At 51.0% G+C, this 26778-nt stretch carries 25 protein-coding genes; 18 read left to right on the top strand and 7 right to left on the bottom strand.

Annotated elements, in window-relative coordinates:
- Positions 1 to 24 precede the first annotated feature (24 nt).
- From hsdR to ACR64Q_RS08890, 4 genes are all read left to right on the top strand, one after another.
- Positions 25 to 2439 carry an EcoAI/FtnUII family type I restriction enzme subunit R gene (gene hsdR / locus ACR64Q_RS08905; RefSeq protein ID WP_313734348.1) on the top strand — a complete coding sequence of 805 codons (2415 nt, stop codon included), beginning with the start codon at positions 25 to 27 and terminating at the stop codon, positions 2437 to 2439.
- Positions 2440 to 2454: 15 nt separating this feature from the next.
- On the top strand, positions 2455 to 4236 hold the full coding sequence (locus ACR64Q_RS08900; RefSeq protein WP_313734347.1) for a class I SAM-dependent DNA methyltransferase: 1782 nt from the start codon (positions 2455 to 2457) through the stop codon (positions 4234 to 4236).
- A 118-nt stretch (positions 4237 to 4354) separates the two neighbouring features.
- A complete protein-coding gene (locus ACR64Q_RS08895) occupies positions 4355 to 5527 on the top strand; it encodes a PDDEXK nuclease domain-containing protein (RefSeq protein ID WP_313734346.1) in 1173 nt (390 codons plus the stop codon).
- On the top strand, positions 5524 to 6681 hold the full coding sequence (locus ACR64Q_RS08890; protein WP_313734345.1) for a restriction endonuclease subunit S: 1158 nt from the start codon (positions 5524 to 5526) through the stop codon (positions 6679 to 6681). The genes ACR64Q_RS08895 and ACR64Q_RS08890 overlap by 4 nt, the downstream gene beginning before the upstream one ends.
- Here ACR64Q_RS08890 and ACR64Q_RS08885 read toward each other — a convergent pair.
- From ACR64Q_RS08885 to ACR64Q_RS08860, 6 genes are all read right to left on the bottom strand, one after another.
- Positions 6670 to 7134 (bottom strand): Mov34/MPN/PAD-1 family protein, encoded by a 465-nt coding sequence (locus ACR64Q_RS08885; RefSeq protein WP_313734344.1) that lies wholly within the window; start codon positions 7132 to 7134, stop codon positions 6670 to 6672. The two genes, ACR64Q_RS08890 and ACR64Q_RS08885, sit on opposite strands and share 12 nt — an antisense overlap.
- Positions 7134 to 8834 (bottom strand): ThiF family adenylyltransferase, encoded by a 1701-nt coding sequence (locus ACR64Q_RS08880; protein ID WP_313734343.1) that lies wholly within the window; start codon positions 8832 to 8834, stop codon positions 7134 to 7136. Before ACR64Q_RS08880 ends, ACR64Q_RS08885 begins: the two co-directional genes overlap by 1 nt.
- Before the next feature lie 3 nt (positions 8835 to 8837).
- Positions 8838 to 10028 carry a CBASS cGAMP synthase gene (locus ACR64Q_RS08875; protein WP_313734342.1) on the bottom strand — a complete coding sequence of 397 codons (1191 nt, stop codon included), beginning with the start codon at positions 10026 to 10028 and terminating at the stop codon, positions 8838 to 8840.
- 3 nt (positions 10029 to 10031) lie between these two features.
- Positions 10032 to 11051, bottom strand: coding sequence for a CBASS cGAMP-activated phospholipase (locus ACR64Q_RS08870; RefSeq protein ID WP_483823309.1), 1020 nt, complete (start codon positions 11049 to 11051; stop codon positions 10032 to 10034).
- A 241-nt stretch (positions 11052 to 11292) separates the two neighbouring features.
- On the bottom strand, positions 11293 to 11724 hold the full coding sequence (tnpA, locus tag ACR64Q_RS08865) for an IS200/IS605 family transposase (RefSeq protein WP_313734340.1): 432 nt from the start codon (positions 11722 to 11724) through the stop codon (positions 11293 to 11295).
- 107 nt (positions 11725 to 11831) lie between these two features.
- Positions 11832 to 12461 (bottom strand): hypothetical protein, encoded by a 630-nt coding sequence (locus tag ACR64Q_RS08860; protein WP_313734339.1) that lies wholly within the window; start codon positions 12459 to 12461, stop codon positions 11832 to 11834.
- 279 nt (positions 12462 to 12740) lie between these two features.
- Between ACR64Q_RS08860 and ssb the strand changes: the two genes are divergently transcribed.
- The 11 genes from ssb to ACR64Q_RS08805 all read left to right on the top strand — a co-directional run bounded on the left by ssb (position 12741) and on the right by ACR64Q_RS08805 (position 22982).
- The gene (gene ssb, locus ACR64Q_RS08855; protein WP_409521165.1) at positions 12741 to 13304 is read left to right on the top strand and encodes a single-stranded DNA-binding protein; all 564 of its coding nucleotides are present in this window, start codon (positions 12741 to 12743) and stop codon (positions 13302 to 13304) included.
- 143 nt (positions 13305 to 13447) lie between these two features.
- Positions 13448 to 14497 carry a phage recombination protein Bet gene (bet, locus tag ACR64Q_RS08850; protein ID WP_313734338.1) on the top strand — a complete coding sequence of 350 codons (1050 nt, stop codon included), beginning with the start codon at positions 13448 to 13450 and terminating at the stop codon, positions 14495 to 14497.
- A 97-nt stretch (positions 14498 to 14594) separates the two neighbouring features.
- Entirely contained in the window at positions 14595 to 14930 is a 336-nt protein-coding gene (locus tag ACR64Q_RS08845; protein ID WP_020481810.1) for a hypothetical protein, read from the top strand.
- Positions 14927 to 15928 carry a YqaJ viral recombinase family nuclease gene (locus ACR64Q_RS08840; RefSeq protein WP_313734337.1) on the top strand — a complete coding sequence of 334 codons (1002 nt, stop codon included), beginning with the start codon at positions 14927 to 14929 and terminating at the stop codon, positions 15926 to 15928. Before ACR64Q_RS08845 ends, ACR64Q_RS08840 begins: the two co-directional genes overlap by 4 nt.
- Positions 15929 to 16241: 313 nt before the next feature.
- Entirely contained in the window at positions 16242 to 16454 is a 213-nt protein-coding gene (locus ACR64Q_RS08835) for a hypothetical protein (protein ID WP_020481812.1), read from the top strand.
- Positions 16455 to 16607: 153 nt separating this feature from the next.
- On the top strand, positions 16608 to 17039 hold the full coding sequence (tnpA, locus tag ACR64Q_RS08830; protein WP_313734340.1) for an IS200/IS605 family transposase: 432 nt from the start codon (positions 16608 to 16610) through the stop codon (positions 17037 to 17039).
- 182 nt (positions 17040 to 17221) lie between these two features.
- A complete protein-coding gene (locus ACR64Q_RS08825; protein ID WP_313734336.1) occupies positions 17222 to 18163 on the top strand; it encodes an AAA family ATPase in 942 nt (313 codons plus the stop codon).
- Positions 18164 to 18165: 2 nt separating this feature from the next.
- Positions 18166 to 18933 (top strand): hypothetical protein, encoded by a 768-nt coding sequence (locus ACR64Q_RS08820; RefSeq protein WP_313734335.1) that lies wholly within the window; start codon positions 18166 to 18168, stop codon positions 18931 to 18933.
- 83 nt (positions 18934 to 19016) lie between these two features.
- Complete coding sequence (locus ACR64Q_RS08815; protein ID WP_313734334.1) at positions 19017 to 20183, top strand: DUF3150 domain-containing protein; 1167 nt, start codon at positions 19017 to 19019, stop codon at positions 20181 to 20183.
- Positions 20184 to 20272: 89 nt separating this feature from the next.
- Positions 20273 to 22093, top strand: coding sequence for a VWA domain-containing protein (locus ACR64Q_RS08810; protein ID WP_313734333.1), 1821 nt, complete (start codon positions 20273 to 20275; stop codon positions 22091 to 22093).
- A 355-nt stretch (positions 22094 to 22448) separates the two neighbouring features.
- Positions 22449 to 22982, top strand: coding sequence for a hypothetical protein (locus ACR64Q_RS08805; RefSeq protein WP_313734332.1), 534 nt, complete (start codon positions 22449 to 22451; stop codon positions 22980 to 22982).
- On the opposite strand, the gene ACR64Q_RS08800 is transcribed toward ACR64Q_RS08805, so the two are convergent.
- Positions 22960 to 23337, bottom strand: coding sequence for a hypothetical protein (locus ACR64Q_RS08800; RefSeq protein WP_483823308.1), 378 nt, complete (start codon positions 23335 to 23337; stop codon positions 22960 to 22962). The two genes, ACR64Q_RS08805 and ACR64Q_RS08800, sit on opposite strands and share 23 nt — an antisense overlap.
- A gap of 166 nt (positions 23338 to 23503) precedes the next feature.
- On the opposite strand from ACR64Q_RS08800, the gene ACR64Q_RS08795 reads away from it, so the two are divergent.
- The 3 genes from ACR64Q_RS08795 (at position 23504) to ACR64Q_RS08785 (ending at position 26695) form a co-directional block, all read left to right on the top strand.
- The gene (locus ACR64Q_RS08795; protein ID WP_313734330.1) at positions 23504 to 24166 is read left to right on the top strand and encodes a hypothetical protein; all 663 of its coding nucleotides are present in this window, start codon (positions 23504 to 23506) and stop codon (positions 24164 to 24166) included.
- Positions 24167 to 24319: 153 nt separating this feature from the next.
- Positions 24320 to 24817 (top strand): hypothetical protein, encoded by a 498-nt coding sequence (locus ACR64Q_RS08790; RefSeq protein WP_020481820.1) that lies wholly within the window; start codon positions 24320 to 24322, stop codon positions 24815 to 24817.
- A 114-nt stretch (positions 24818 to 24931) separates the two neighbouring features.
- Complete coding sequence (locus ACR64Q_RS08785; protein ID WP_313734329.1) at positions 24932 to 26695, top strand: DUF4942 domain-containing protein; 1764 nt, start codon at positions 24932 to 24934, stop codon at positions 26693 to 26695.
- Positions 26696 to 26778 lie beyond the last annotated feature (83 nt).

The raw sequence follows: 26778 nt of genomic DNA, 5'->3' as shown, positions 1-26778 counted from the left end.
GGCTTTGGATCAGGATAGAACTGGATGGATAGGGATAACAAACGCGATACGATCATGACCGAGGCCGATACCAGTCGCGAATTTGTTACTCCAAAACTGGTAAATGCCGGCTGGTCAATCTCGCCCCATTCAATCGGCGAACAACGCACATTCACCAATGGCCGAATTTTTGTCACCGGCGGCAAAGTTCGTCGCGGCCAACAGAAACGTGCCGATTATCTGTTGTATTACCGGCGCGATTTTCCGCTGGCGGTCGTTGAGGTTAAAAGCATTGCCTTCCCCGCCGAAACCGGCGTACAACAAGCGCGCGAGTATGCCGAAATTCTTGGACTTAAATTCGCTTATGCCACCAATGGCCGGCACATTATCGAAATCGATTACGCGACAGGTACTGAACGTGTGATTGATCAATACCCAAGTCCTGATGACCTCTGGCACCGCCTAACCGCCTTCTCTTTGCTGTCTGAAACAGCCAGTAACCAATTGCTGGAACCGTTTAATTTGGTGTCGGGCAAGATTCCCCGTTACTACCAGGTCATTGCCATCAACCGTATCATCGAAGCGATTTTACTCGGACAAAAACGCATCCTGACTACCATGGCCACCGGTACCGGCAAAACCTGCGTGGCGTTTCAACTGTGTTGGAAGCTTTGGAATAGCCGCTGGAATAGAACCGGCGAATACCGCCGCCCCAAAATTCTGTTTCTCGCCGACCGCAACATCCTGGTCGATGATCCAATGGCCAAGATGTTTGCCCCGTTCGGCGATGCCCGCTTCAAAATTTCCGGCAACGATGTCAGCCAGGGCCGGGAAATGTATTTCGGCATCTATCAGGCACTGACTAATCCTTATAGCGATGTGTTTCGTCAGTACCGGCCAGATTTTTTCGATTTGATCATCATCGACGAATGTCATCGTGGCTCTAGTCGCAACGACAGTAGCTGGCGAGCGGTGCTGGATTATTTCCAACCGGCAGTCCAAGTCGGTATGACTGCGACTCCGCTCCGGGAAGATTCTCGCGATAGCTACGAGTATTTCGGCAACCCGGTCTACACCTACAGTTTGCGTCAAGGCATCGAAGACGGTTTTCTGGCGCCATATCGGATACATCGCGTGATTACCACCGTCGATGCCGCGGGTTGGCGACCCTCGAAAGACGAACTGGATCGTTTCGGTCGCCCAGTACCGGATGATGAATATCAGACCAAGGATTTTGAACGGGTGATTGCCTTACGCGCAAGAACTCGCGCCATGGCCAAGCATCTCACCGATTTTTTGAAAGGCACTGACCGCTTTGCCAAAACCTTGGTGTTTTGCGTCGATCAGGAACACGCCTCGGAAATGCGCCAGGAACTGCTCAATCTCAATAGCGATTTGGTCAAGCAATACCCTGATTACGTCTGCCGCGTCACCGCCGACGAAGGCGCTATCGGCCTGACCCATCTGGCCCATTTCCAGGATATCGACAAACCCACGCCCGCCATCCTGACCACCTCGCAACTCCTCACCACCGGCGTCGATGCCGAAATGGTCAAGAACGTGGTGTTGGCTCGCGTGGTAGGCTCTCGCTCCGAATTCAAGCAAATCGTCGGCCGTGGCACGCGCCTGAAGGTCGATTACGGCAAGGAATATTTCAACATCATCGATTTCACCGGCACGGCGACGCGGCATTTTGCCGATCCGGACTTTGACGGCGATCCTGCACGTATCGAAGAAGTCACCATCGATGAAGAAGGCGAAATTATCGATACCACGGTCGAGATCATCGACAACGAAGTCCAGGAAACACCGGGTGAATACCAACCTGACGAAGACAATGCCGTAGACGGCGAAGGTGAAATCATCACCGATCCGCCGCCCGAACCGCGTAAATTCTATGTCGATGGTGGCACAGTCGAAGTCATCGGCCATCTAGTCTACGATCTGGATACCGACGGCAAGAAGCTACAAGTCGTGCGTTACACCGAATATTCCGGCCGCGCGGTGCGTTCGATGTATCCCGGCAGCCATGAATTTCAGCGCGACTGGGCCAACCCGGATACCCGTAGCGACTTGCTACGCGAACTCACCGAACGTGGCATCAGCTTCGAAGAACTCGCCGCATCGTCCGACTTGCCGGATGCCGATCCCTTCGATTTGCTTTGCAATCTGGCTTGGAATTCGCCTTTGTTGACCCGCCGGCAATGTGCCGAGCAAGCCCGCAAATCGGCCCAGAATCTATTCAGCCAGCACAGCGAAACGGCCCGCGAAATCCTCGCGCTGATGCTGGATAAATACATCGAGCGCGGCATTAGCCAATTCAACGCCTTATCCGAATTGATGAAAGTTCAGCCGTTCGAACAATACGGCACCCCCACGGAAATCGCCAACCGCCATTTCGGCGGCATTCAGGGCCTGAAAGCGGCTGTGTCGCAATTACAGTCCGCCATCTACCAATAATTATTCATTCTTTGCATGGTCAAACCTAAAAAAACCGTAAATACTCAGCTAACCACCGCACAACAACTGTCCGCATTGATCAAATCGGCGCGCGACATCCTGCGTAAAGACAAAGGCTTAAACGGCGACGTCGACCGCTTGCCGCTGCTCACCTGGGTCATGTTTCTGAAATTCCTCGACGACCTGGAGCTCCTGCATGAACAGGAAGCCGAGCTGGATGGCAAACGCTATCAAGGCATCGTCGAATCGCCTTATCGCTGGCGGGATTGGGCGGCACGGGAAGACGGCGTGACTGGCGAAGAATTATTGTCTTTCATCAACCAGGACGAAACCATCCGCCCCGACGGTCAACGCGGCAAAGGCTTGTTCGCTTATCTGCGCGGCTTGGCCGGCGAAGGCGAAAAAGGCAGTCAGCGCGAAGTCATCGCCAACGTGTTCAAAGGCGTGCAAAACCGCATGGTCAGTGGCTTTTTATTGCGTGACATCATCAACAAGATCAACGGCATTCATTTCAATAGCAGCGAAGAAATTCACACGCTGTCGCATCTGTACGAATCGATGCTGCGGGAAATGCGCGACGCGGCTGGCGATTCCGGCGAATTTTATACCCCGCGCCCGGTAGTTCGTTTCATGGTGCAAGTCACCGACCCCAAACTCGGCGAAACTGTACTCGACCCGGCGAGCGGTACCGGCGGATTTCTGGTGGAGTCCTATGACCATTTGCTAAAACAAGTCATCACACCGGAGGATCGAAGAAAACTCCAGAGGGAAACCTTGTTCGGCCAGGAAGCCAAACCGCTGCCGTATATGCTGGTACAGATGAACTTGCTGCTACACGGACTGGAAGCCCCGCAAATTGCTTACGGCAATACCTTGGAGCGCCGCGTCACTGAAATCGGCCATAGTGAACGCGTCGATGTCATCCTGACCAACCCGCCATTCGGCGGCGAGGAAGAAGCCGGCATCAAAGCCAATTTCCCGGCCAACATGCAGACCGCCGAAACCGCCCTGCTCTTTTTGCAATTTATCATGCGCAAATTGCGTTATGCGGGCTTCGGCGCGGAACGCGGCGGTCGCGCCGCCGTGGTCGTGCCCAACGGCACTTTATTTGGGGATGGCGTTTGCGCCACTATCAAGGAAGAGCTGCTGAAAGAATTCAACCTACACACCATCGTGCGCGTGCCTCAAGGTGTGTTCGCACCCTATACTGACATTCCAGCCAACCTGCTGTTTTTCGAGCGCGGCGGCCCCACCGAAACCATCTGGTATTACGAACAGCCGCTACCGGAAGGTCGCAAGAAATACAGTAAAACCGCACCCTTGCAATTCGAAGAACTGGAACCAGCCTTAAACTGGTGGCACAACCGCGAGGAAACCCCGCAAGCTTGGAAAATCAATTTCGCCGGCAAACGCGCCGATGCCCTTGCCGCCGCCGAACCCCACTGGCAACGTGCCGAAAGCGAACGCACCACCGCACTGGCCCTGGGCAAACAGATTCGCGAACAGGAACAAGCCATCTCCGCCGCCGGCAATGGCGACAAAGCCGCGTTGCAAACCCATCTGCGCGACCTGAAAGCCAAACAACAAGCCCACGATGCCGCCGCCAAAGCCTCGCAAAGCGAAGGCGATGCGCTGTACTGGCCGATTTATAATCTCGATCAAAAGAATCCCCACGCCAAGGCCGGCCTCGAACACGCCGATCCTAAAGATCTGATCGCCAGCATGCGCAGCCACGAATCCGAAGTGATGCGTTTATTGGGCGAGATCGAAACCTTGGTACATGAGGTGGAGCTATGAACATTTCCGAAACACTGTCTCGGAAATCTCAATTCCATGGTTCCCACGTTCCGCGTGGTAACCCAGTCACAGACGCTCCAGCGTCCCGAGTCGAGACTTTAAAACATGAGGTGGAGCTATGAGCGAAACCAACGATTTGCCCATTGCCTACGGCGATATTCATACCGACATCGTCCAACTGCTGGAAAATGCTCGCCGCGCCGCCGCCCGTAGCGTCAATGCCTTAATGACGGCCAGTTATTGGGAGATTGGCCGCCGCATCGTCGAATTCGAACAAGGTGGTGAAGATCGCGCCGCGTATGGCGAAGCGTTGATTCAGCGGTTGGCATTGGATTTAAGCAATCGTTTTGGCCGGGGATTTAGCCGCCAAAACCTCCAGCAAATGCGGGCGTTCTATCTGACCTGGCCGATGGATAAGATTCGCCAGACAGTGTCTGGCATTTCTTCCCAAATTACGCAGACACTGTCTGCACAATCTTCCCCAACACCAATTGTCCAGACAACGTCTGGACAATTACTCACTCTCGCAACCTTGGCCGAAGCCTTCCCGCTGCCCTGGTCGGCTTACGTGCGCTTGCTTTCGGTCAAAAAACCGGAAGCGCGCGGCTTCTACGAAACCGAAGCTCTGCGTTGCGGCTGGACGGTGCGGCAACTGGATCGGCAGATCAACAGCCAATTTTACGAGCGCACGGCATTATCGATAAACAAAGTGGCTATGCTGGAACAAGCTGAACACGCCGAACCGGATGACGCCATCACGCCGGAACAAGCCATCAAGGACCCGTTCGTGCTGGAATTTCTCAACCTGAAAGACCAATACTCGGAATCCGATCTCGAAGACGCGCTGATCCAGCATTTGGCCGATTTTCTGCTGGAACTGGGCGACGACTTTGCCTTTGTCGGTCGCCAGCGCCGTTTGCGGCTCGACGATACCTGGTTTCGCATCGACTTGCTGTTTTTCCATCGTCGCCTGAAATGTCTGGTGGTGATCGACCTCAAGGTCGGCAAGTTCAGCTATGCCGACGCCGGCCAAATGCACCTGTACCTGAATTATGCCCGCGAACATTGGATGAAGCCCGGCGAAAACCCGCCGGTAGGCCTGATACTCTGCGCCGCCAAAGGCGCAGCGGAAGCGCATTACGCCCTGGATAACCTGCCGAACAAGGTACTGGCTGCTGAATATCAAACCGTGTTGCCGAATGAAAAACTGTTGGCGGAGGAATTGGAGCGGTCGCGGATCGAATTGGAGGCGCGGCGGTTGGTCGGCTCGAAAAATGAAGGTGAAGCATGAGTCGGTGGCCAACAGTCGAACTTGGCGAGGTATTACATACCCAAATTGATGCTGTTGAGAGTGCTGAACTGGAAACGGTCAATCTTGCCGGCGTTTACGGCTTCGCAAGAGGCCTATTCAGGCGAGAACCGATTTCCCCACTGGACACAACCTATAAACGCTTTCACCGCTTGAATGCAGGGGATTTTGTTATCAGTTCGCCCAAGGCCTGGGAAGGCGCCATTGCTCGAATTCCAGAGGAGTTTGACGGTTGGTTTTTATCGCCGGTCTTTCCGACTTTTACAGCAAATCCGGATCGCTTGGATACTCGTTATCTCGATTGGTATTGCAAAAGGGAAGCAGTTTGGACACAGCTACAAGGGAAAGCCAAAGGCATGGGCGCGCGACGTGAATCGGTATCGCCAGCCCAATTTTTAAGCCTAAATGTTCCACTGCCTTCAATTGACGAACAACGAACCATCGTTGCCCGCCTGGATCAATTGGCGGAAAAAGTTCGGCAAATCGATCTACATCTGGATGCCATCGACGCAGTTGCCGAGGCACTATTAATCAGCCTACATCATAAATTCGCGGCAGAGCGCATGGTTCGCTTGGGCGACATCATCGAATTATCCGAGGAATCCGAACCCATCAAACCCGATGGCCGATACCCTCAAGTCGGTGTGCGCGGCTTCGGCGGCGGACTGTTCGCCAAGCCAGCATTGGCGGGAACGGAAACGTCATACAGAGCCTTCAATCGCCTCTATGCCGATGCCATCGTTCTGAGCCAGGTCAAAGGCTGGGAAGGCGCGCTGGCCGTCTGTCCACCCGAATTAGCCGGCATGTTCGTCTCGCCGGAGTATCGAACTTTCCGTTGCAAACCCGATCTGGCAAGCCCTGCCTATCTGGGAGAACTGATCAGAACGCCATGGTTTTGGTCATTGCTACAAGCCGCAACCCGAGGCGTTGGTGCCCGCCGAGAACGCACCCGCCCGGAACAGTTTTTGAACATCGAACTGCCCATGCCGGAATTAAATGAACAGCTAAAAATCGTTGAAATTCTGTCCCGTCAAAATGAACTGAAACAACGGCACGCCAAAATCCGAGAAGCCAATCAGGCGCTAATCCCGGCCACGCTGGAGAGGCTGTTTTCTAATGAATTTTTAAAAATCTAAAATATTAGAGGCTTGGAGCAAATTATCTCCTTTGCCAACCCCAAGCCAAATATCTCGATGAGTGCCCACTATTAGAAAGATCATCGGGTTTACTTGCGACTGTATTATTTTTCGCCATTCAGTTTTATCCAATATCGAGGGTGATGGATATTGTTCCGGATGAGTGTGCCATTCACCCAAATAATCCACTGTTTCCCCACTATTTAACCAGCGCTTAGTGGCATATTTCTGATGCAATTGATCTTTACGAAAAAATTGAAACAATGACCTTCTATCATGTAATTGGGGCGCTGTCGCATCGACAATATGTATATGATAATTTCGTCTATACCCTAAAAGGATACCACCAGACTCCGGCTTTTCCGGTGAATTCTGTCGATAACGGTCAAAAATATTAAGAACATTTTCCTCAATCAGAATTTTGGAATCTGGATTAAAAGGATGTTTCCACATTAAGCATTTCGACATGCGACACAACCATCCAGTGGAGAGATATTTTGATTTTTCACTTGGCGGATATTTGCATTTTCAACGGCTCTAGTCCTAAACCGTGGACTCGGATCACCTTTAATCCAATCAATAATACTATCTGTAGCTAATGCGGCTGCACTTATTGAGGCAGATACCGCATAAGGCGTAAAAGCTTGGCACCCGATAAAGCCGCGCTCAGGTTCTGCTTTCAGTATTTTATAGCGCTCTTCTCTATAGTTCTGAGTGTTGGGTAATCTCAAACAATGGAAACACCCATACTTTTCTGAATCAACCCAAAGTGACTGTGTTGCTTCACCATTTCCAACGATCCAGATATGCAGGATTGGAGGAGCTTTAGGTCGCTTAGCTATCTGACTGGCATTTAACATTTCACTAATGGCTTCCTCGCCTGTAGCATCTATCAATAAATCCGAGGCAAAAAGTTTAGAATACTTCGTTATATTTATAGGTTCTGCAAAAATTCGAGATAGCGGAAACTGCTTCAATAGTTCATCACGAAGTGCTACAGCTTTTAACTTAAACAAAGACGAATAACCCAAAACATGACGTCCTAAATTATCTGGCGCGAGCGTATCGGGATCGATCAGTATCAACTTTCCACGACAACCAGTTCCTGCGCCTAAACGAACAAGGGATTGAGCAAGAAAACCACCTATCGCACCACAACCAATTAATACAATACGTTTATCTTTCAAATCAGAAAATGATAGATTCCTATTGTGAACAAAATCAGCGCTTATGTCGGCAATATGAACTCTAAAGATATTTCCGCCGCTACCTCTTCCATGCAGAAACTGTTTGTATAATTTAGGACCACGTTTTCCAGCGGTTTTTTTTGCAGCAAGAAGAGTTATTGTATCTAAATCAAATCCAAAACCAACCCATCCAACTGGGCTGCTTATTGCAAAAGTAATAAGGCTGTATTGTAAATATTCTTGTTCTTTTTCTAGGGTATTTTGAAATCTAACGTATAAATTGTTGTCCCAACTTTTTAACCATTCAAAAAGTTCTTTGACTGTATTTGGCAGTGTATTGTCAGGAATAGTTGGAAATTTCTCAGTGTGCAATATCCAACATTTGCATTTGCTAATTTTAGGCTTAGAAAACCCAAGTGAGCCCGCAATAATTTCAACTTCATTGGCATCATCAGATATGATCGCCTTGCGATTATCATCATCCCCAAGAATGAAGTAATTAGTGGATACTTTCGTTGTATCGATTGTACCTTTTAAGACCAACCAAGGAATACGGCCCTGATCTAAAAGCCAATGAGACAAAAATTCGTTCTGAATATCATGAATACGGTAATCAGAATCTTCAAGTATTTTATTTAATACATCTGTGGCTTGGACCAAACATTGATCAATTGCAGTTGCTGGGTTATAGCGATCTAAAACGATAGAACCCGGCGCGAAATAGCATAAATTTCCCTCTGAACTCAAATGGGGCAGAAGAGCCGGCAAGTGACTTGGATACTCAAGAACCTTAATTATTGGATAAACCAAAAAATCCCAATCACTTATTTCTAAACTTATAGATATTGGCAGCGATGAACAATTAAGAATACCTCTAAAAGTTCGACGTCCATGTCGATGTCCAGTGGAAACAAATCCCTTAGAAGTTAGTAGTCTAAATGCAGCACCAAGCTGGTCATTCGCCATCTCTTAACCAGCTTTTGTTCTGCGAACAACAGGCTGAGATACTCGTTGCGGGGGAGTTGTTCTGACTTCATCGGCACCATTATCGACTTCGACCCAATCATGCTTATAAGGAATACGTTCACCTAATTTATTTTGGAGTTCAGTAATAGCTTGATGTTTCATGTGCCATTCATAGGAACGAGCCATTCGAATTGCTTGAACAAATTGTTTTGCTCGCTGTGCTGCTAGTGTTTTTTCAACATTTGATAATCGATTATTAAAATCTTCTGCACCTTCATCAATACCAAACTCACGAATTTCGCCAAGAATCACATTCGAAAGATGTTCTGCGGAATATTCTAAAACAAGGTCGTCGCGACCTCTATTAGGTTTAAAGGCTTGAGCTATTGCAATCATAATTGAAACTGATGTAGGTCCGCCTCCATCCTTCCAATGATAATCCCTCCAAGCTTTAAGATAGCAGCAAACCCTTCGTAATTGTTCTCCATGCTCTTCTACCCTGTCATTGAACCATCTTGAAACAGCTTCTGGGTCCGAGGCCTTCCACTCCCCAGAACGCGTCGCCATCATAATGTCATCCAAGTCCTCCCAAACTTGCTCCGGAATTTCTCCAAATTCTGCACTTTCGGATAGATAAGCTGAGTCATGAACCATGCTTCGTCCTCTGTTATCTATAGACAGTAGTGCTAAAGATTTCTCCACAATTTCATTAAATTTGTATTCGGGAGCCGCGTATAGCGGAATATCAATATGGGCCCAGTTTGCTACTTGGATACGAATACAAGTCGATTTCCCTGTCTGTAACTCCCAACCTTTAGACTTACAGAGATCGTAAAGCAATCGCTCTACAAGATCGAAATAAAGCTTTGCCATGGCATGCGGAGGTCCATTTTGCTCCCACACCGCCACAGGAAGATAAACACCATAATCCCAATCCATTTCCTGATGAGGAGAATATGCGGGCTGGATACAAGTTTTATAAGACCATGAACCTTGCGTACGAAAGCGAGGTTCTATAGACTTATCCATATTCAATATCTTTCTGGTTGCCTCTTTAATTCTGGGGCGGAGATGGTCACGAATATCATTTTTACAAGAAACCAAGTAATCACGTTGTTCTTTAGATGGTCGAATAACCTCATTGAATACATCTTTCTCATCGGCATAGAAAAACAGCTTATTTAATTTCAGCATGAATTATCCTTTTTCAGAATTGGAATGTTCACCGTAATAAAATACGGGTGTCTTGGGCTTATGCTCCATAAAGCTATTAAATTTAGAGTTGCCAAGACAGATCTTTGCACTTTCGACTGCCGAACCTTGTAATACTTCTTGAGCAGCAATATCAACCTTGTCTAAGGAAACAGCATTCGCACGTTGATCTGTTAAATCTTCATCAATATGCATGTAATGTTCGGGTTTAAGGCGATGCTTCAACATGTAGTCGGTTAAAGACTCCTGAACTGATATTGACAACCCAAACAATTTCTTCGGAGTGTTGGCTGGATTCAACCCACCCCAATCAATTGTGCCGCCATCACGATTTTTTCGTGGATCAACTGTGAACTTTGACGACATTGTCCCTACGGATAAAAGGTGTATATTGTCTAAATCGTATTCAAAAAAATTCTCCGCTTCATGCAACGCTAATATTCCGGGTGCGTTTGCAAATAACCCACCGTCCACATATTGGTTATTATCAAATACATGTCGCGGAAAATACGCGGGAGCAGCACTAGTAGCTAATGCAATATCAGTGATCTTATGTTGGTGGTCAGTTTTGAAGTTTTTATGATGCGGAGTTTTAAATATAACTGGCTTACCGGTCGTGTAGTTGATTGCAGGAATTATTACAGGATGTTTTAATGAGCCTAACATGCTCTCACCAAATAATTTTTCATCGGAAAGCAGGTTTTTTAAAGAATTATTAGAATAAAGTGCTTTAAAAATACCAAAAAACGACCAGCGTTGTGGCTTAAAAATTTTATCTCCGTGCTTGACGAATAAATCCACAATGTCTTTAGCAGGTATTTCCAGTGCGAGTGCGAGTGCCAGAATTCCGCCTACAGAAGTACCAGCAATTAAGTCAAACTTTGTTGCTATTGGCGCTTTTATATCTTCCTCAATATTTGCTATTACCTTTGCCGTATAAAGACCCCGGTACCCTCCACCGGATAACGCAAGTATCTGAAACCGATCTACTATTGACTCGCCCACATCATCCTCCAATGAAAATAATTCAATTGGCAAAGATGGGGATAGGCGACTAAGTTTTCAAGTTCGAGTATTAATTTTGGCTGCTATTTTTTGCTATGTTGTTTTTGCTCACTACTTCGATATCGGTATCACCAGTAAATATCCCCCGGCAAAGCCGGGGGCTTTATGTTGTGAACCGCTCAAAGCGGTAAATAGGGTCGCTAACGCGGCCCTTTAACTTTAGCCGCCAATAGGCGGCGACTCATTGCCAAAGGTTCATTTGTTCGATTCGTTGGTCTTCCTGTTCTTGATGACGGATATACTCCCGTATCATCGTTTCGTCCCGGCCCACTGTCGAAACAAAATACCCCCGCGCCCAAAAATGTTGACCGACAAAATTCCGCTTCTTTTCACCATAAACACGGGCCAAGTGAATCGCACTCTTCCCTTTGATGTAGCCAATCACCTGCGACACCGCATATTTCGGCGGGATCGATATCAGCATATGCACATGATCCGGCATCAAATGGCCTTCCAATATTCGACTTTCTCTCTGACTAGCTAAGCGCCGAAACACTTCACCTAAATGCTTTCGCAACGCCTTATACAAGGTTCGACGGCGGCATTTCGGTATAAACACTACATGATATTTGCACTCCCATTTCGAGTGACTTAAGCTCTCGTTCTCGTCCATCAGGTTCTCCTCTTGCGTTTGCTTGGCGGCTCACGCTCCCGAGTTTCCTGATGGACTCCTCTAAATGTCAAACTCCTGCTGTCTCCCCGGCAGAGCCGGGGGATTTCTCATTTTTGGTTAAGAGCACCCATATCTTCAGGCTCAACCAGCAACCCAGACTCTTCCCGAGCCAACCTAACTTCATCTCCATGCCCCTGTTCATACGCCGCCTGATGCGCATGTCTTTCCATCGTCACAATTTTATTGGCTAGTCGCTGCAACCGCTGCTGCCACTCGAGGCGTGCGGCAATGCAATGTTTGTTGGAGATGACCTGGCATAGCCACAAGGTGTCCATTGCGATCATCAATTGGTCCAGTAAACGAATCAACTCGACGAATTGCGCAATCTGCGGCGAAGCGATTTTCGCCACAAATTCCCTGGGGTGCGTGTACGTGGGCGTTTCGGTGATGCCGTTGTCGGCCTTGAGTTTTTCCAGCCGTAGTTTTTCCTGCTGCAGTTGCTCCGCGCATTCGGCAATCATCTGACTGACAAGGCTTTCGATTTCATCGACGGTTTCTTCCCGGCCGATGATGCGCAGGATCACGTCGATTGCGTACAAGGACACCATCAACCGGTGATAGCTGTTCCGGATGACGCGAATGGCTTGTTCGCTGTTGATCTTAAACGTACGCTCGAAAATCGGCCGACTGATAGCGCGGCTCGGGACTGGTTTAGGCTGTGGAGCTGTTTCGGACATGACTGTTTCCTGATGTGGACGAATGGGCAGTGATCGTAAGCCAGATTTTTTTTAACCTGTCCGCAGCTGATGGCGAATTCGGCGTCAGCTGCAAAAGCTCTTCAAAATAATTCTGCTTCAATACCCTCCAACTGAAATGGTTGGCCATCAGCCTGCCGCTTCACCCCAGACTTTCTCGGCTGGTCTTTCATGGCCGCCTTGATCCGACTTTGGTCGGCGTTCCGTTTTTAAGCGGCGACGGTGGTTTTCCATCGGCGTGTCAGGTGCGTCAAGCCTGATGTGAGTATTAATTGTTTAACCCTGCCGGGCGTATCGATTCCCCCAGGGATTCGAAGCGCCGGCATGCCCATCGCCGCGCCGCTGGGTATTGTTATCGTTGAGTCGGGCGCGGCCGACAGGAGGAATGTCATCATGGCCAATCGCGGCGTGAACAAAGTCATCTTGCTGGGCCGGCTCGGCGCCGATCCGGACGTTCGCTTTATGCCCAATAACGGCGGCAAAGTCGTCGCCATCCGTTTGGCAACCAGCGAAATCTGGAACGATCCCAAAAACGGTAAACAGGAGCGGACCGAGTGGCATCGGGTGGTGTTTTTCAAAAAACTCGCCGATACCGCCGAACAGTATTTGCATAGAGGCAGCCAGATCTACATCGAAGGCCGTTTGCGTACCCAGCAATGGGGCCAAGCGAATGACAAGCGATACCGTACCGAAATCGCCGCCTTTGAATTGCAGATGCTGGATCGCCCTAACGCATCGGCAGCCGCCAACGGTTCGTCATCATCGCCAACGACACCCGAGGATGCCGACTGGGATGATGACTACAGCGATATGCCCATCCATTAAATCCCAGCGCGCCGATTTCTGGCGTTCGTTGGTTTGACGGTTACACCGCCGACCCTTTTCAGGTTTCGGTATTTCAACCCCCTGGGGAACTCCATTCCCCGGCGGGCAATGGCGTTCCCTTTTTTTATTGAAGGATACCCACCATGAGCCAAAACAACCGCAACAATTTACCCAAAACCCGTGACTTGCCGATGCCAGCTGTTGTTCAGCAAAGCTACGGCCTCTCGGAACAGTCCTGGAAAGTACTAACCGAAGTTACCTTCCCGACCGCCAAAACCCCGGAAGCCATTCTGATGGCGCTGGATTATTGCAAGGCCCGCAAGCTCGACATCTTTAAAAAGCCGGTGCATATCGTGCCGATGTGGAGTGCTGCTTTAGGCCGAAATGTCGAAACCGTCTGGCCGTCCATCATGGAAATCCAGACGACCGCGTCTCGGACCGGTGTTTGGGCCGGTATGGATAGGCCCGTCTGGGGTCCCGATGTCACCAAAACCTTTACCGGTCGCTACAAGGACGACAACGAACAATGGCAGGAATCCAGTGTCACCGTGACCTTTCCCGAATGGGTGGCGGTCACCGTGTATCGGATCGTCGGCGGCAAACGTTGCGCTTTTACCGAGGAAGTGTATTGGCTCGAAGCCTATAGCACGGCCGGCGGTAAAAACTCGCAAGTGCCGACCGCCATGTGGATCAAACGTCCCAAGGGGCAATTATCCAAATGCGGCAAAGCAGCGTCACTCAGGGCAGCCTTTCCGGAGGAATGCGGTTATGCGGCCGAGGAAATGGATGGCAAAACGCTCGACGATATCGTCGACGGTAACGTGATCGATGGCGAGGCGACGCATTGGGAAACCGATGATGGTTCTACTGATGATCGGTTTACCGACGCATCCGAGCCTATACCGCACGTGATCGACCTGTCGCAAATCCATCCCAAGGTGCAAAAGGCCGTAGCGGAATTGGTACGTCGTACCAAGGCGGCAGGTGCCTGGAAAGCAGCCTACGACTATGCCCACCAGAAGTTCAAAGGCATCGACCTGACCTTTGCGTTGGCCGAGTTGGACAAGGTATCGCAAGTTGAACCCAAGGCAACACAAGCCCTGGAACAAACCGAAAACACTGGCATGCCACCCTTGTCCGCGAAAGACATGGCGATGAATCAGGCCCGTCAAACCCTGGGTCACGCGGCTTAGAAGCGCTGCAATTCCAATTTCTTTAACCACCCACGAGGGCGTCATGATTCGCCCACCGGGTAGGAGATGACGCTCTTGTTTTTTGTAAGGAGAGGTCATGAAAACAAACGATCAATCATTAAACCGCGTGCCCTGTCATACCGACTGGCAACGTTACGATTCACCCACGGTGTTACGCCGTCACGGCCGTGGTTTTCTGGAACGTCTGTGGCGACCCCAGGCCAACGAACCCAATCCGCAACCCTTGAGCCGACCTGAATTGACGACACTGGCCGAGAGTTTTGGCGGTGTGTGTCTGCCGGCGCAAGACGAACTGCTGTTGCTGTTCGGCGATGGCCATTGGGCCCGGCGTTGCCAGACCCAGTTGCACAAGCTCGGCATCGAGACGGTGCGCTTCGGCTGCCAGGTACAGTTGACCGGATTTTCGCGATGAAGGTCGTCGACGTATCGCAACGTTCCGACGTATGGCGGCATTGGCGATTACAAGGCGTCAGTGCCAGCGAAGCGGCCGTCATCATGAATCGTTCGCCGTACAAAACCCCGTGGCGGCTCTGGGCCGAGAAAATCGGCCTGGTACTGGAAGCCAACTTGGACAACAACCCGTTGATCCGCGCCGGCATCCAGCAAGAGCCCGAGGCTTTACAGCGTTTCGAGGATAAACACGATCTGATGTTGTTGCCGCTGTGCGGCGAGTCGGAAAAGTATCCTTTGATGCGGGCCTCGTTTGACGGCTTGTCCGAAGCGAATGAACCCGTCGAAATCAAATGCCCGCACGAGACCACGTTTTTGGATGTGGTGTTGAATCGGGAAGCATCTGATGCCTATCAACTTTACTGGTGCCAAGTCCAGCAACAATTGCTGGTTTCCGAAGCACAGCGCGGCTTTTTGTTTTTCTACCACCAAGGCCAGGATGTGGAATTCGAGATTCAGCGCGATGAGACTTTTCTCACCCGGCTGGTCGATACCGCGATGGATTTCTGGTCGGCGGTCAAATCGAAAAAGGAACCGAGTAAGGATCCCGAACGCGATTTGTATTTACCCAAGGGTGATGCGGAACAGCAATGGCAACAGCTGGCGGCGAGTTATCGGCAACGGGCGTTGACCATTTTGGACCTCAAAAGCCAACTCAACCAGTTGGATGAGGAGCAGTCGCGCATTGAAGACAGCTTGGTGGCGTTGATGGGCGATTACGTGGCTGCCGAGCATTCCGGGTTGCGTATCAGCCGTTTTCAAAGCCAGGGTGCCATCGATTTCAAGGCGGCACTCCAAGCCTTGCAACCGGATGTTCAGGCTTCGAAGCTCGATGTCTATCGAAAACCGTCGGCCACGCGAGTACGTGTGACCTGCCGGGACGACGACGGTAAACACGCCGAAGTCCCGTTCGATGCACAAGCCTTGAAAGACCTGGCTGGCGTGGACTTTTGGTTTTGATGGTTCGTTTCAAGACATCCTGTAACCCTGGCGGTTGCAGGGTGTCGCTTGATGGACAGGAACATACATTCGGTGCCGGCGTGTCGGTTTTAGGCTGGATTTCAAAAAAGTCCAACCCAAAACCCGCATCGTTCAGGCATTCCCTTCGTGGAATCCCGAATCCGGTTTCGACCGGCGTTCCGTTGTTAAGCGGCATGAGCGTTTGTCTCGTGTGCCAGGTGCGTCAAGCCTGGTGTGTTTATAGTTTGTCCCGTTGGGGTTCATCACCCTCACGGGACTCGGTGACCCCTTTTAATCATTGAAGGAGGTCATTATGAATCACGACTTTTGGAAAACCTTGCACGGCTGGTTGAACGTTGCGCATAGCGACGACATCCAGGCCAAAAAGCGGTTGCTGCTGGAGATGCACCGTCAAATCTCGGACCCCGGTTTGAGAAGCGACATTCACCGCATCCTGCGCTTGATGGATCGGGAGCTGTTGGCCCGTGCCGAATGGGCGATGTACTGCGTCATGCAGTTGCGTTAGCCATTTTCTATCCACCCTGGTTTGCCAGGGTTTTAACCAAAAATGAGAAATCCCCCGGCTCTGCCGGGGAGACAGCAGGAGTTTGACATTTAGAGGAGTCCATCAGGAAACTCGGGAGCGTGAGCCGCCAAGCAAACGCAAGAGGAGAACCTGATGGACGAGAACGAGAGCTTAAGTCACTCGAAATGGGAGTGCAAATATCATGTAGTGTTTATACCGAAATGCCGCCGTCGAACCTTGTATAAGGCGTTGCGAAAGCATTTAGGTGAAGTGTTTCGGCGCTTAGCTAGTCAGAGAGAAAGTCGAATATTGGAAGGCCATTTGATGCCGGATCATGTGCATATGCTGATATCGATCCCGCCGAAATATGCGGTGTCGCAGGTGATTGGCTACATCAAAGGGAAGAGTGCGATTCACTTGGCCCGTGTTTATGGTGAAAAGAAGCGGAATTTTGTCGGTCAACATTTTTGGGCGCGGGGGTATTTTGTTTCGACAGTGGGCCGGGACGAAACGATGATACGGGAGTATATCCGTCATCAAGAACAGGAAGACCAACGAATCGAACAAATGAACCTTTGGCAATGAGTCGCCGCCTATTGGCGGCTAAAGTTAAAGGGCCGCGTTAGCGACCCTATTTACCGCTTTGAGCGGTTCACAACATAAAGCCCCCGGCTTTGCCGGGGGATATTTACTCACCCGTTGGGGCTCATCACCCCTCGGGGCGGTGCGCCCCTTGTTTTCTGAGGCTAGTCCTCGAGGAGCTCACCATGTATCAATCTTATTCCATTGCCGATACCTTCGGCATTCCGGCCCCGGCCTCTATGAAAGTGGAAGGCTTTACACCCGGACAAAACGCCTATGTGCCGACGCAAAAGCCCTATGTGTTTCGTAAGGATCACCTGCGCGATGTGTTGGCGTTTTTAGGTGCCCACAACGGCGACGGCTTATACCTGACGGGGCCCACCGGTTCCGGTAAAACCTCGTTGTTGGAGCAAGTCGCGGCGCGTCTTAATTGGGGCGTGCATTCGGTCACCGGTCACGGCCGACTGGAACTCAACGATCTGCTGGGTCAGTACATGCTGGTCGACGGCGGTGCGATGAAGTGGATTGATGGCCCGTTGACCTTGGCTGTTCGCTTAGGGCATGTGCTGTTGATCAACGAAATCGATGCCATCGACCCGGCAGAGCTAATTGGCTTGAATGAAATTGTTGAAGGGAAACCTCTAACAATTCCGCAGACCGGCGATGTGATCACTCCGCATCCCAAGTTTCGGTTAGTGGCTACTGGCAATAGTGCCGGTAGCGGCGATCAGTCGGGCTTGTACCAAGGCGTGTTACGTCAAAACCTGGCATTTCTGGATAGGTTTCGATTGATGGAAGTCGGTTACCCGGAGCCGGAAGACGAAATGAAACTGTTGGCTGATGTGGTGCCGAGCATGCCGGAAACGGTACGTGAAAGCATGATCAAGGTCGCCAATCAGATCCGCAAGGTATTCATCGGCGGAGCAGATGGCGGCGGCATGTTATCGGTGACCTTATCGACGCGCGGATTAGTGCGTTGGGCATCATTGGTGGCCACCTTCAAAAGTGCACCCAATGCCTTGGCCTATTCGCTGGATCGGGCCTTGACCTTCCGAGCCGAACCCGCCGAACGCGAAGCGATTCATCGCATCGCCAAGGATGTGTTTGGCGATGACTGGCAGGTCTAGTCATGGTAGCCTGGAATCTCTATCGTCATCGTAACAGTGACGGCAGTTCCAAAGACTGGGCAGTCAGGAGTAATCCGGATGGATCGATCACTACGCGTTGGGGCAAAACGGCATCCTGTTTACCAGGCGTCAGCAACCGTAGCGGTGTTCGGCAATTCGACATCGAACGGCAAAAACAGTCCAAGGGCTATGTGTTGGTCGGCGAGGTGAATATTGATGTGAACGGCAATGTGGTGTTTCCGGGTACGACTCCGGCAACTCCATCTCAAATGCCTAAACCTGATGCAAATACCGTGTCTGTGCCAGCACCGCTAGTCGAGTCCCTGTATTGGAACATTGATTGCCATGCAAAGCAGGCGGTTCGAGTGGAGCTGGGTATCGAGGTCAGGCGACTGATCGGCGTTATTCAATCCGTATCGGATCAGCAATCTAAGCCTGAACAGGACTGGGATGGCTGGCAACAGTTAATTGATGCCACCATCAATGCTGATACTTTTGAACTAAGCGGCCAGATTAAATCGGCCCATGGCGTTTTGCCTTGGCTGTTTTTACTGGCGCTCAAAGCAAAAGGCTTCAAAGGCGTGGACATCGATATTGCCACCGAAACCGCCCGAGACCTCTCGGTCGATCTGAAAGCTGAACAAGACGTGCTGGCATTTTTCGGCACCGACCTGGACAGCATTCGTGAAGCCGCTGAAGCCTTGGGACTGCTCAAACCCCGGCTAAATCTGGCATCGGCTATGTCCGACACGGACGACTGCTGGTTTTAACCGGTTTGTTATTTTCATTTAACCCGAAAGGGGCACATCGGCCCCAGCGGGATGGGTGTGCCTCTTATTTTTAGGAGGTTCCCATGTCGCATGAAACGCAAGTGATATTAGATCGCGTGGTATTGGTGAAGGTCGAAGCCAATATCTACGGCGCCCGCAAGAAACTGAAAAAAGAAGACCTGGTGCTGGCCGATGGTAGCAAATTGCCGCCGGAGGATTTAGCCAGCCTAGGGTCCAAACGTTTGCTCGATCCGGATAAGCTGACGGTGTTCAACCGCCTGAAGAAGGAGGCCGAACGCATTTGCTTGCGCGTCGGCACCCGCTTTCTGGGTGGCTTTGCCGTGCCGGTTGAATCGGCCGCCAGTATTACCGCGGAACTTGAGCGTATCGGGCTGGATTTTGCTGCGGCTAAAACCGAGTTTATTGCCGGTTACGATGCGGCGGTGACTGACTGGGTGGTTCGCCATCCGGAATTTGCCGGCATCATCGAGCAAGCGGTGGATTCGGTGGAGTTTGTCTCGACGCGGTTGTCGTTTGATTTTCTGGTGGTCAGCGTCGGGTTACCCGAGAGCTTGCCGCCGGCGGACGTCGCGCGTCTGGACAGCAAAATCGGCTCACTCAGTGAGCAGATGTTCTATGAAATCTCCGTGGAAGCCAATCAACTCATCGAGCAATCGTTGCTGGGCAAGGAGCAAGTGACGCGAAATGCGTTACGGCCGATTCGCCGCATGCGGGATAAACTCGATGGTCTGGGCTTTTTGGATCATCGGGTCGCGCCGGTCGTCAGCACCATTGACGACCTACTGGCGAGAATTCCCAACAAAGGTGCCATTGAAGGCAGCATTTTGCAGGAAATTCTGGCCACGGCGATGCTGTTGTCCGATCCGGATAAAACCCGGCGGCACGGTGAAGGATTGTTAACGGCTCAACCGCCCGTTGTTGATGATGAAGTCATCGAACACGCGGAGACAGAGCCACCAACAGTAGCAACAACTGTCATCGCTGAAACCGTTTCAGACAGCCACGATTTTTCCGATCTGTTTGACGGCATCTTTGACGATGAAATAGAACCTGAATCTGTATCGGAGGACTGGGCGCTTGAGGTCTTGCTGGATAAAAGCCAGACCGACGTTGCTATGGAGGCTGATGAATCCATCCAACCGGATGTTCAATCCGATCGGGTGGCGGTCACCGCGGAAGGCGATGATGACGAGGAAGCGGAGCATTCTGACCAGGACTACTGGTTCTGAATGAGCTAACGCCATTTAACTATTCACCCACTGGGGCAAATTCATGTCCCTCTGGGGCAGTGGTTTGCCCCCAACTTTTGGAGCACACCATGAAAAATAGAACCTTACACAACGCGTTCCCCATCGTCGCAGCCGCCATAGGTAACCGCTTTGGCATTAAAGTCAGCGTCGGTGGCGATCAAGCCTATACCGACGGGAAGTCAATTCAACTGCCGGCCTATGAGGGCGACGATCCGGATTATCAGGATGTCGCCTGGGGCGTGTTGGCGCATGAAGCGGCGCATATTCGTTATTCGGATTTCAGTTTGCGTTATGGCAACTCAGTCTTACGTCGGCGCTTATGCGGCGCGATTGAAGATGTCCGCATCGAACACGAACTGGCCAAGGACTTTCCGGGTACGCGGCTGACGATACGCACGGTGATTGAAAAGATGATTGTCAAAGGCGACTTTGTGGCCAGCAGTATCGATGATCATCCGGCCAATATTCTCTACAGCTTCGTGTTGAAAAGTTTGCGTGCCAGAGTGTTGGGTCAAACGGCCTTATTGCCTTTGGTTGAACAAACTGAAACGGCATTGAAAGCGAAATATCCGAAAGGTGCCGTCACGCGGCTGAAAGGCTTGTTGTCGGAAGTACCGGAAGGTTTGCAATCGGAGTCCGATTGCCTGCACTTGACTGACCGTATCCTGACCATGATTGAGCAGGAGTTCGAGCAACAACGGCAGCGTAATCAGGAACAGTCATCGGCAGATGAGGACACGCCGCCTGAACCGGATGATACAGATCAGACAGCTGTATCAGCAGATTCGGACGGTTCGAACGGCTCGGATTCCGAGGATGATATAGAACACGATCAACGTCTACCTGCCGATAATGACGACGAACAGTTTTCAGAATTCGATGGTAATGATGAATCGAATCCGGAAAATCCTGGCGATGAACCGATAACGCCATCCGACAGTGCTTCATCCAACCTGCAAGATGCTGACGCAGATAACACGGAACTGACCGACCCAATGGGCATCTTGCAAACCTTGTTGTCCGCAGGTGACAGTGACATCGACCAGGACCTGTTCGAATCCCTGAAATCGGCCTTGTCGTTGGCGGCGGAAAACGTGTCGGAACTGCTGATGCCGAGCGGCAACGAGCCACCCATGGACGATCCAGCCGGTGCGTTTTTGCTGCGTAAGGTGCAAGGCGAATCGGGAAAAATCCGCGCCGCTTTGCAAGGCTTGGTGCAATCGCAAACTCTCAACCGCTCGCAACACGCCTGTCGTGGTCGGCGGATGGATGGCAAGCGCTTACACCGCCTGCTGCTCGGTGAAACCAAGGTGTTTCAGCGTAAGCAGGTCAAAGCAGCACCTAATACAGCGATTCATCTGTTACTGGATAAATCCGAAAGCATGGGTTATCAGGTGACTGATAGCCAAGGGCAACCGATTGGATCGCGAATGCCGATTGCGTTGGAAGCCACTTTGGCGCTGGCGTTGGCCTTTGAAGGTATTCCGGGGGTTAATCCTGGCGTCACTGCGTTTCCCGGGCATCAGGATGATTCGGTGTTCCAGTTGCTGGAGCATGGTCAACGGGTGAATGTCCGCGCCGGTGTCTTCTCGCTGGCAGCCACCGGCAGTACGCCGATGACCGAAGCGATTTGGTTTGGTGCTGCGTCGCTATTGCGTTGTCGAGAACCGCGCAAGGTGCTGATGGTCATGACCGATGGTCAACCCAACGATACGCTGAGCACGCTGGATATTTTGCAGCGCTGCCGGGATAGCGGTATCGAAGCGGTGGGCATTGGTTTGGGACTGGATGTCAGTCATCTATTCCCGATTGCCATCACCATTAACGATCTATCAGAGCTGAGAGCACAATTGTTCGAACTCTCGAAAGCGGTGTTGTTGGCGGCTTAAATCTCGGCCAGTCAATTATCCGTAGCCCAATCCTTAGGTCATAACCTAAGCGATTGTGGCTATGGGTAGCTGATTGCAAACGCAGTTTGTCGAATGCACTCACTTCCTGGAGCCCATTCGACAAACAGACATTTCATGCGTTCTTTTCAAAGAATGCTGAATCCGACTTCGGTCGGCGTTCCGTCTTTAGACGGCGAGCACGTTAAGCCGTGATCGTGTCGGGTGCGTTAAGCCCGATGTTAATCGCAGTTTGCCCTGGCAAATTGTCTGCAATTCATCCCACTTCGGGCGACCATCGCCCGACTGGGCTCTGTTCATTCGAAGTGTTTTCTTAAATTTTCAAAGGAGAACTTCAATGAACTTTATTTTCGGCATCATCCTACTGGCTATGTTTATCCTCGCCTTGCGGGTGATTTGGGCAACAGCATTGCAACTGCTGGGCGCATTGAAACATGCGTCTCAAACGTTTCACTGCTATCGTGCAAAGCGCCTAGCTCGAAACCGATTACCGGTGATCTTGCCCCAAATCCGTCATGAAGTGGATTGGTTGGCGATGTCAGATTCGGTGCGTCAGGAAATTCATAGTCGCAATCGTGAAACGAATCGCGAGCTGGATAGCTTGGAACTCCAATATCAAGCCAAACAGAAAACGATCAAACTCTACGAAGCGGATATTGAAATCGCCAAACTAGAGCGGGATTTATTGAAAATCAAACCGACTATCGTCTCGGCGGAAACCGAGGCTAAACCCCGTCGGCGGTCTAAAAAAGTGGGCGATTCAGCCCTGGTGGACGACAAGTCCGCTAAGACTGCCCAACAGGTATTTCAATTGAGGGAAGCGCTGAAAGGTAATGCCAACGCACCGGCTAATCAGCAAGCCCGCCATTGAATACACGTAGCGTGATTCCGGTTCCAGTATTGATGCTGCGAACCGGAATCTCGCGTTGGTTGGATTCATCAGCAAACACCCAGTTACCTTCGGGCAATAACGACAACAGGTCGTTCTGGGTTTCCCGACGTATTTGGCGAATTTTGTTTAGAAACGGCCAGGCTTGTTCAGGATCGTCAACCCGATTGAGCACGTCGGCTTCCAAAGCATCCAATTTTTGGAAAATTTGTTGGCAATGTCGAACGACTTTTAGTGGTTCGTCGACAGGAATAGCCATCGGTTTTTTCGTTGGAATCAGCTCCTCTGTCCGCTTCGGACTGAGAAAATCAAAAATCCGCAAAATATCGTCAATCATGGCTATTTCTCTGCATTTTAATGAGTTTTAGCCACAATATACCGATTTTTACGCGAATTCAACCCCGCTGTATGAGCCAATTTTCAGCTTTGATCAGCGTTTTTAACCCTGCGGGAACCTCATCCTGCCGGGTGGTCGTTCCTGCGATTTTTTGGAGGCAATGACCATGTCATCAACATTAGATAATGGCGTTAGCCATTCGCATTCTGAAATTGAAGGTGTTCGGTATTTGAATCAGTACCGCTGCCCTTACTGCAAAACCGAATGGGCGGATGTATGGGATAGCGGCTGTAACGATCGCTGCCCGGACTGTAACAAGGAGATCGAGCCTTATGAAAGCGCATTGATCGAGGGTGAATCGGTGGAAACCGAATTGCCAGACGAACAACCCGCATTAGCCAATGTCACGGCGGCGACTGTGAATCGGTTCTTCGTAGTCTCCTACGAAATCGACTATGTGCACCGCGTGTCGGTGGGTATCACTGCGGATAGTCCCGATGCGGCACAACAGATTGCCGAACAGGCATTCAATGACGCCACCATTTGGGATGACACCGCCGCCATACCGTTATTGTCGGATGAATACCTTGAGTCGGGCGATGAAAGCTTGGTATGGGAATGCGTGGCCGTTGAACAGCTGCCGGAACCGGATCATTCGGTACGGCAATTGAAGAAAGAACAAGCGGCCATGCGGGTTTGCCGGGGATTGGTTGAAGCCTATCAACAAGGTGAAGCCGGCGGCGGCAGTATCGATTGGGACGATTTGGATCAGTTAATCCCTCTGGCATTGCAAGCCTTGGGAAAAACAGCGCTCGAAATCAAATCCTAAACAAATAGCGCGCGTTGTTCAGACGCGTAATTCGTAAAAGCCTGAGTTAGCCAAGTCATTCGATGCGGCGCTCATTTTTTTCCACCAAAACGGGAATGTCCTATTCCCGCTGGGGATTCGTGATGTTTCCGTTTTTTCATTGAGGACAACATCATGACACAAATCTTTGAACACACATTCGGCACCGGGCATTGCATCCAATATCAGCGTTTGGCCTCCGGCACCTGTTATCACGCCGACACACCGGAATCGGTGGTCGAGCTGTTGGAACAGCTTCGGCATAGCCGGCGCAAAATTCGGCTGTATTACGGCGATCCAACAACCGGTCAGTCCTGGCTCGATGAACATGATGTCATCGGCTGGATTGGCCGCTCGACCGGCACGATCAAAGTGCCGTTGTTGATCGAACCCGGTGATATCGGCGGTCCGGCATTACTGGATCACTGCATAGTCCGTGTCGACAGTCCCCGCCAGGTGCTTTACCAACACGACGACTTTCGGGTTGGCACGGTGGAACTGGTCAGAGGTGAGCTTAACCGCTTGCCCTGGGAAATCTGGATCGACGGCAGCGTGCATGCCCGGTTCAAAGTAAAAACTGAAGCCCGTCAGTACCAGGACTTCATTCAAGGTAAGCGGTTCGCGTTGATCTGACGCGCCGTTTTCATTTTTGACACTCGGTTAAGCCGAGATTTTCACTCTACCCCTGCGGGATGATTCTATCCCAAAGGGGTTGAATCGGTCGCCAGGGGCTCTTTGGAGAATACCATGACAGACCCCTATCAATATTACCCAACGCCAGAAGCACTGAGCCGTAAAGCTTGGGCGTTGTTCAAGAACCAGCAATTCGCGCGGGTATTAGAGCCTTCAGCAGGCGAAGGACACTTGCTTCGTCCAGGGCCATACCAGTACGGTAAACGTTTGCCGATCGATTGCATTGAAATCGATATCCGCAAACACGCGGTTCTGCGCGATGAAGGCTATCCGGTGGTGGGGATGGATTTTCTGCAGTTTCAAAGCGGCAGTGTCTATTCGCACATCATCATGAATCCGCCGTTTTCCGAAGGCGCCAAACACGTGTTGAAGGCTTGGGAGATCTTGTTTGACGGTGAAATCGTCGCCATTCTCAATGCCGAAACTGTGCGCAATCCGTTTTCGAAAGAACGCCAGTTGTTATTACGGTTGATCGAGCAGCACGGCGAGGTCGAGTTTCTGCAAGAAATGTTCGCCGGCGAGGATGCCGAACGCAAAACGCCAGTCGACGTGGCCCTGGTCTGGTTGAAAAAAACTTCGACGTTCGAACAGGACATCCTCGGCAATATTCTGGACGATTTGCGCCAGGATAGGCGGGAGGCCGACGATTTAGTGGGCGAGTTTCAACTGCCACATGAGTTGGCCTTGCCGAATGCCTTCATCGATAACGCGGTGTTGATGTTCAATGCAGCGGTCGAAGCAGCGCGACAGGGCGTGGTCAGTGAAGCCCGTGCCAGCCGCTATCGGTCCATGCTGGGTAAAACGCTCGGCGAACTAAGCGGTGGAGGTATCGGCAGTGAAGACGACTCGTCATCGGATGCGGTGAAGCGGATGCTGTTCAAACGCTATCACGATCTGAAGAATCGGGCCTGGGCCAGCATTTTACGCTCTACGCAGGTGACGTCGCGCTTGTCAACGACGGCGCAGAAACGCTTGGAGTCGGATTTTGAAACGGTCAAGTCCTTGGAATTTACCGTGCCGAATATCTACGGCTTTTTGCAGGGCATCATCGATCAGCAAGGTGAAATTCAACTGAGCATGGTGTGCGATGTGTTTGATTTGATCACCCGCTATTACAGCGATAACGCGGTGTTTTACATGGGCTGGAAATCCAATGATAAACATCGCACGCTGGGCATGCGGATCAAAACCACGCGCTTCATTCTGCCGGGCCATGGCTCGAGTTCTTACCAGAACGGTCTGAATTGGGAGTCGGAACGGCTATTAGCGGATTTCGACAAGGTGTTTGCCTTGCTCGATGGCAAGACCGAAGCGGAAGTGAGTTTGGTGTCGGTGTTTCGGCAGCATTTTCGAGAGCTTCGGAACGGAGAACGGATCGGTGGAAGTTATTTTGACGTTCGCTATTATCCGGGCGTTGGCACCATCCACTTTTTTCCGAAAAGCAAAATCTTGATCGATCGGATGAACCGTTGGGTCGGTCGCCAGCGCCGCTGGTTGCCGCCTGTGGATACGCAAGCCGGACAAGGTTTCTGGCAGCAGTTCGAACAAGCGGAACGCTTCGATAAGGCGTTTCATGCCGAAGTGAAAAAGCAATCCAAACTGGAGGGTCGGAATTACCGTTTCAATCCCTATTGGGCCATCAACCACGGCGGCGCGTCGGAACGGGAACAAGGCCAGCGTCTGTTAACCCAGGCGATGAGCAGCGTGTTGGCCAGCCGAGGCATCGATCCCGACAGCTTGTTGGATAACGATCAAGGCTGTGTCCGACAATTGGACTGGGATGGTCTGCCTGACAGTAATTTGGCCTTAGCTTCATAGCCAGGGCACAAAACCTCAAGCAATACGCTTACATAATCACTGGTCAACCCAGTATCACCCGCCTTGGGGAGATGAACAGTTCT

Source organism: Methylomonas sp. 2F7 (genome assembly GCF_057126975.1).
Note: the sequence above shows the minus strand (reverse complement) of the source record. Positions and strands in the feature narration are given on the sequence as shown.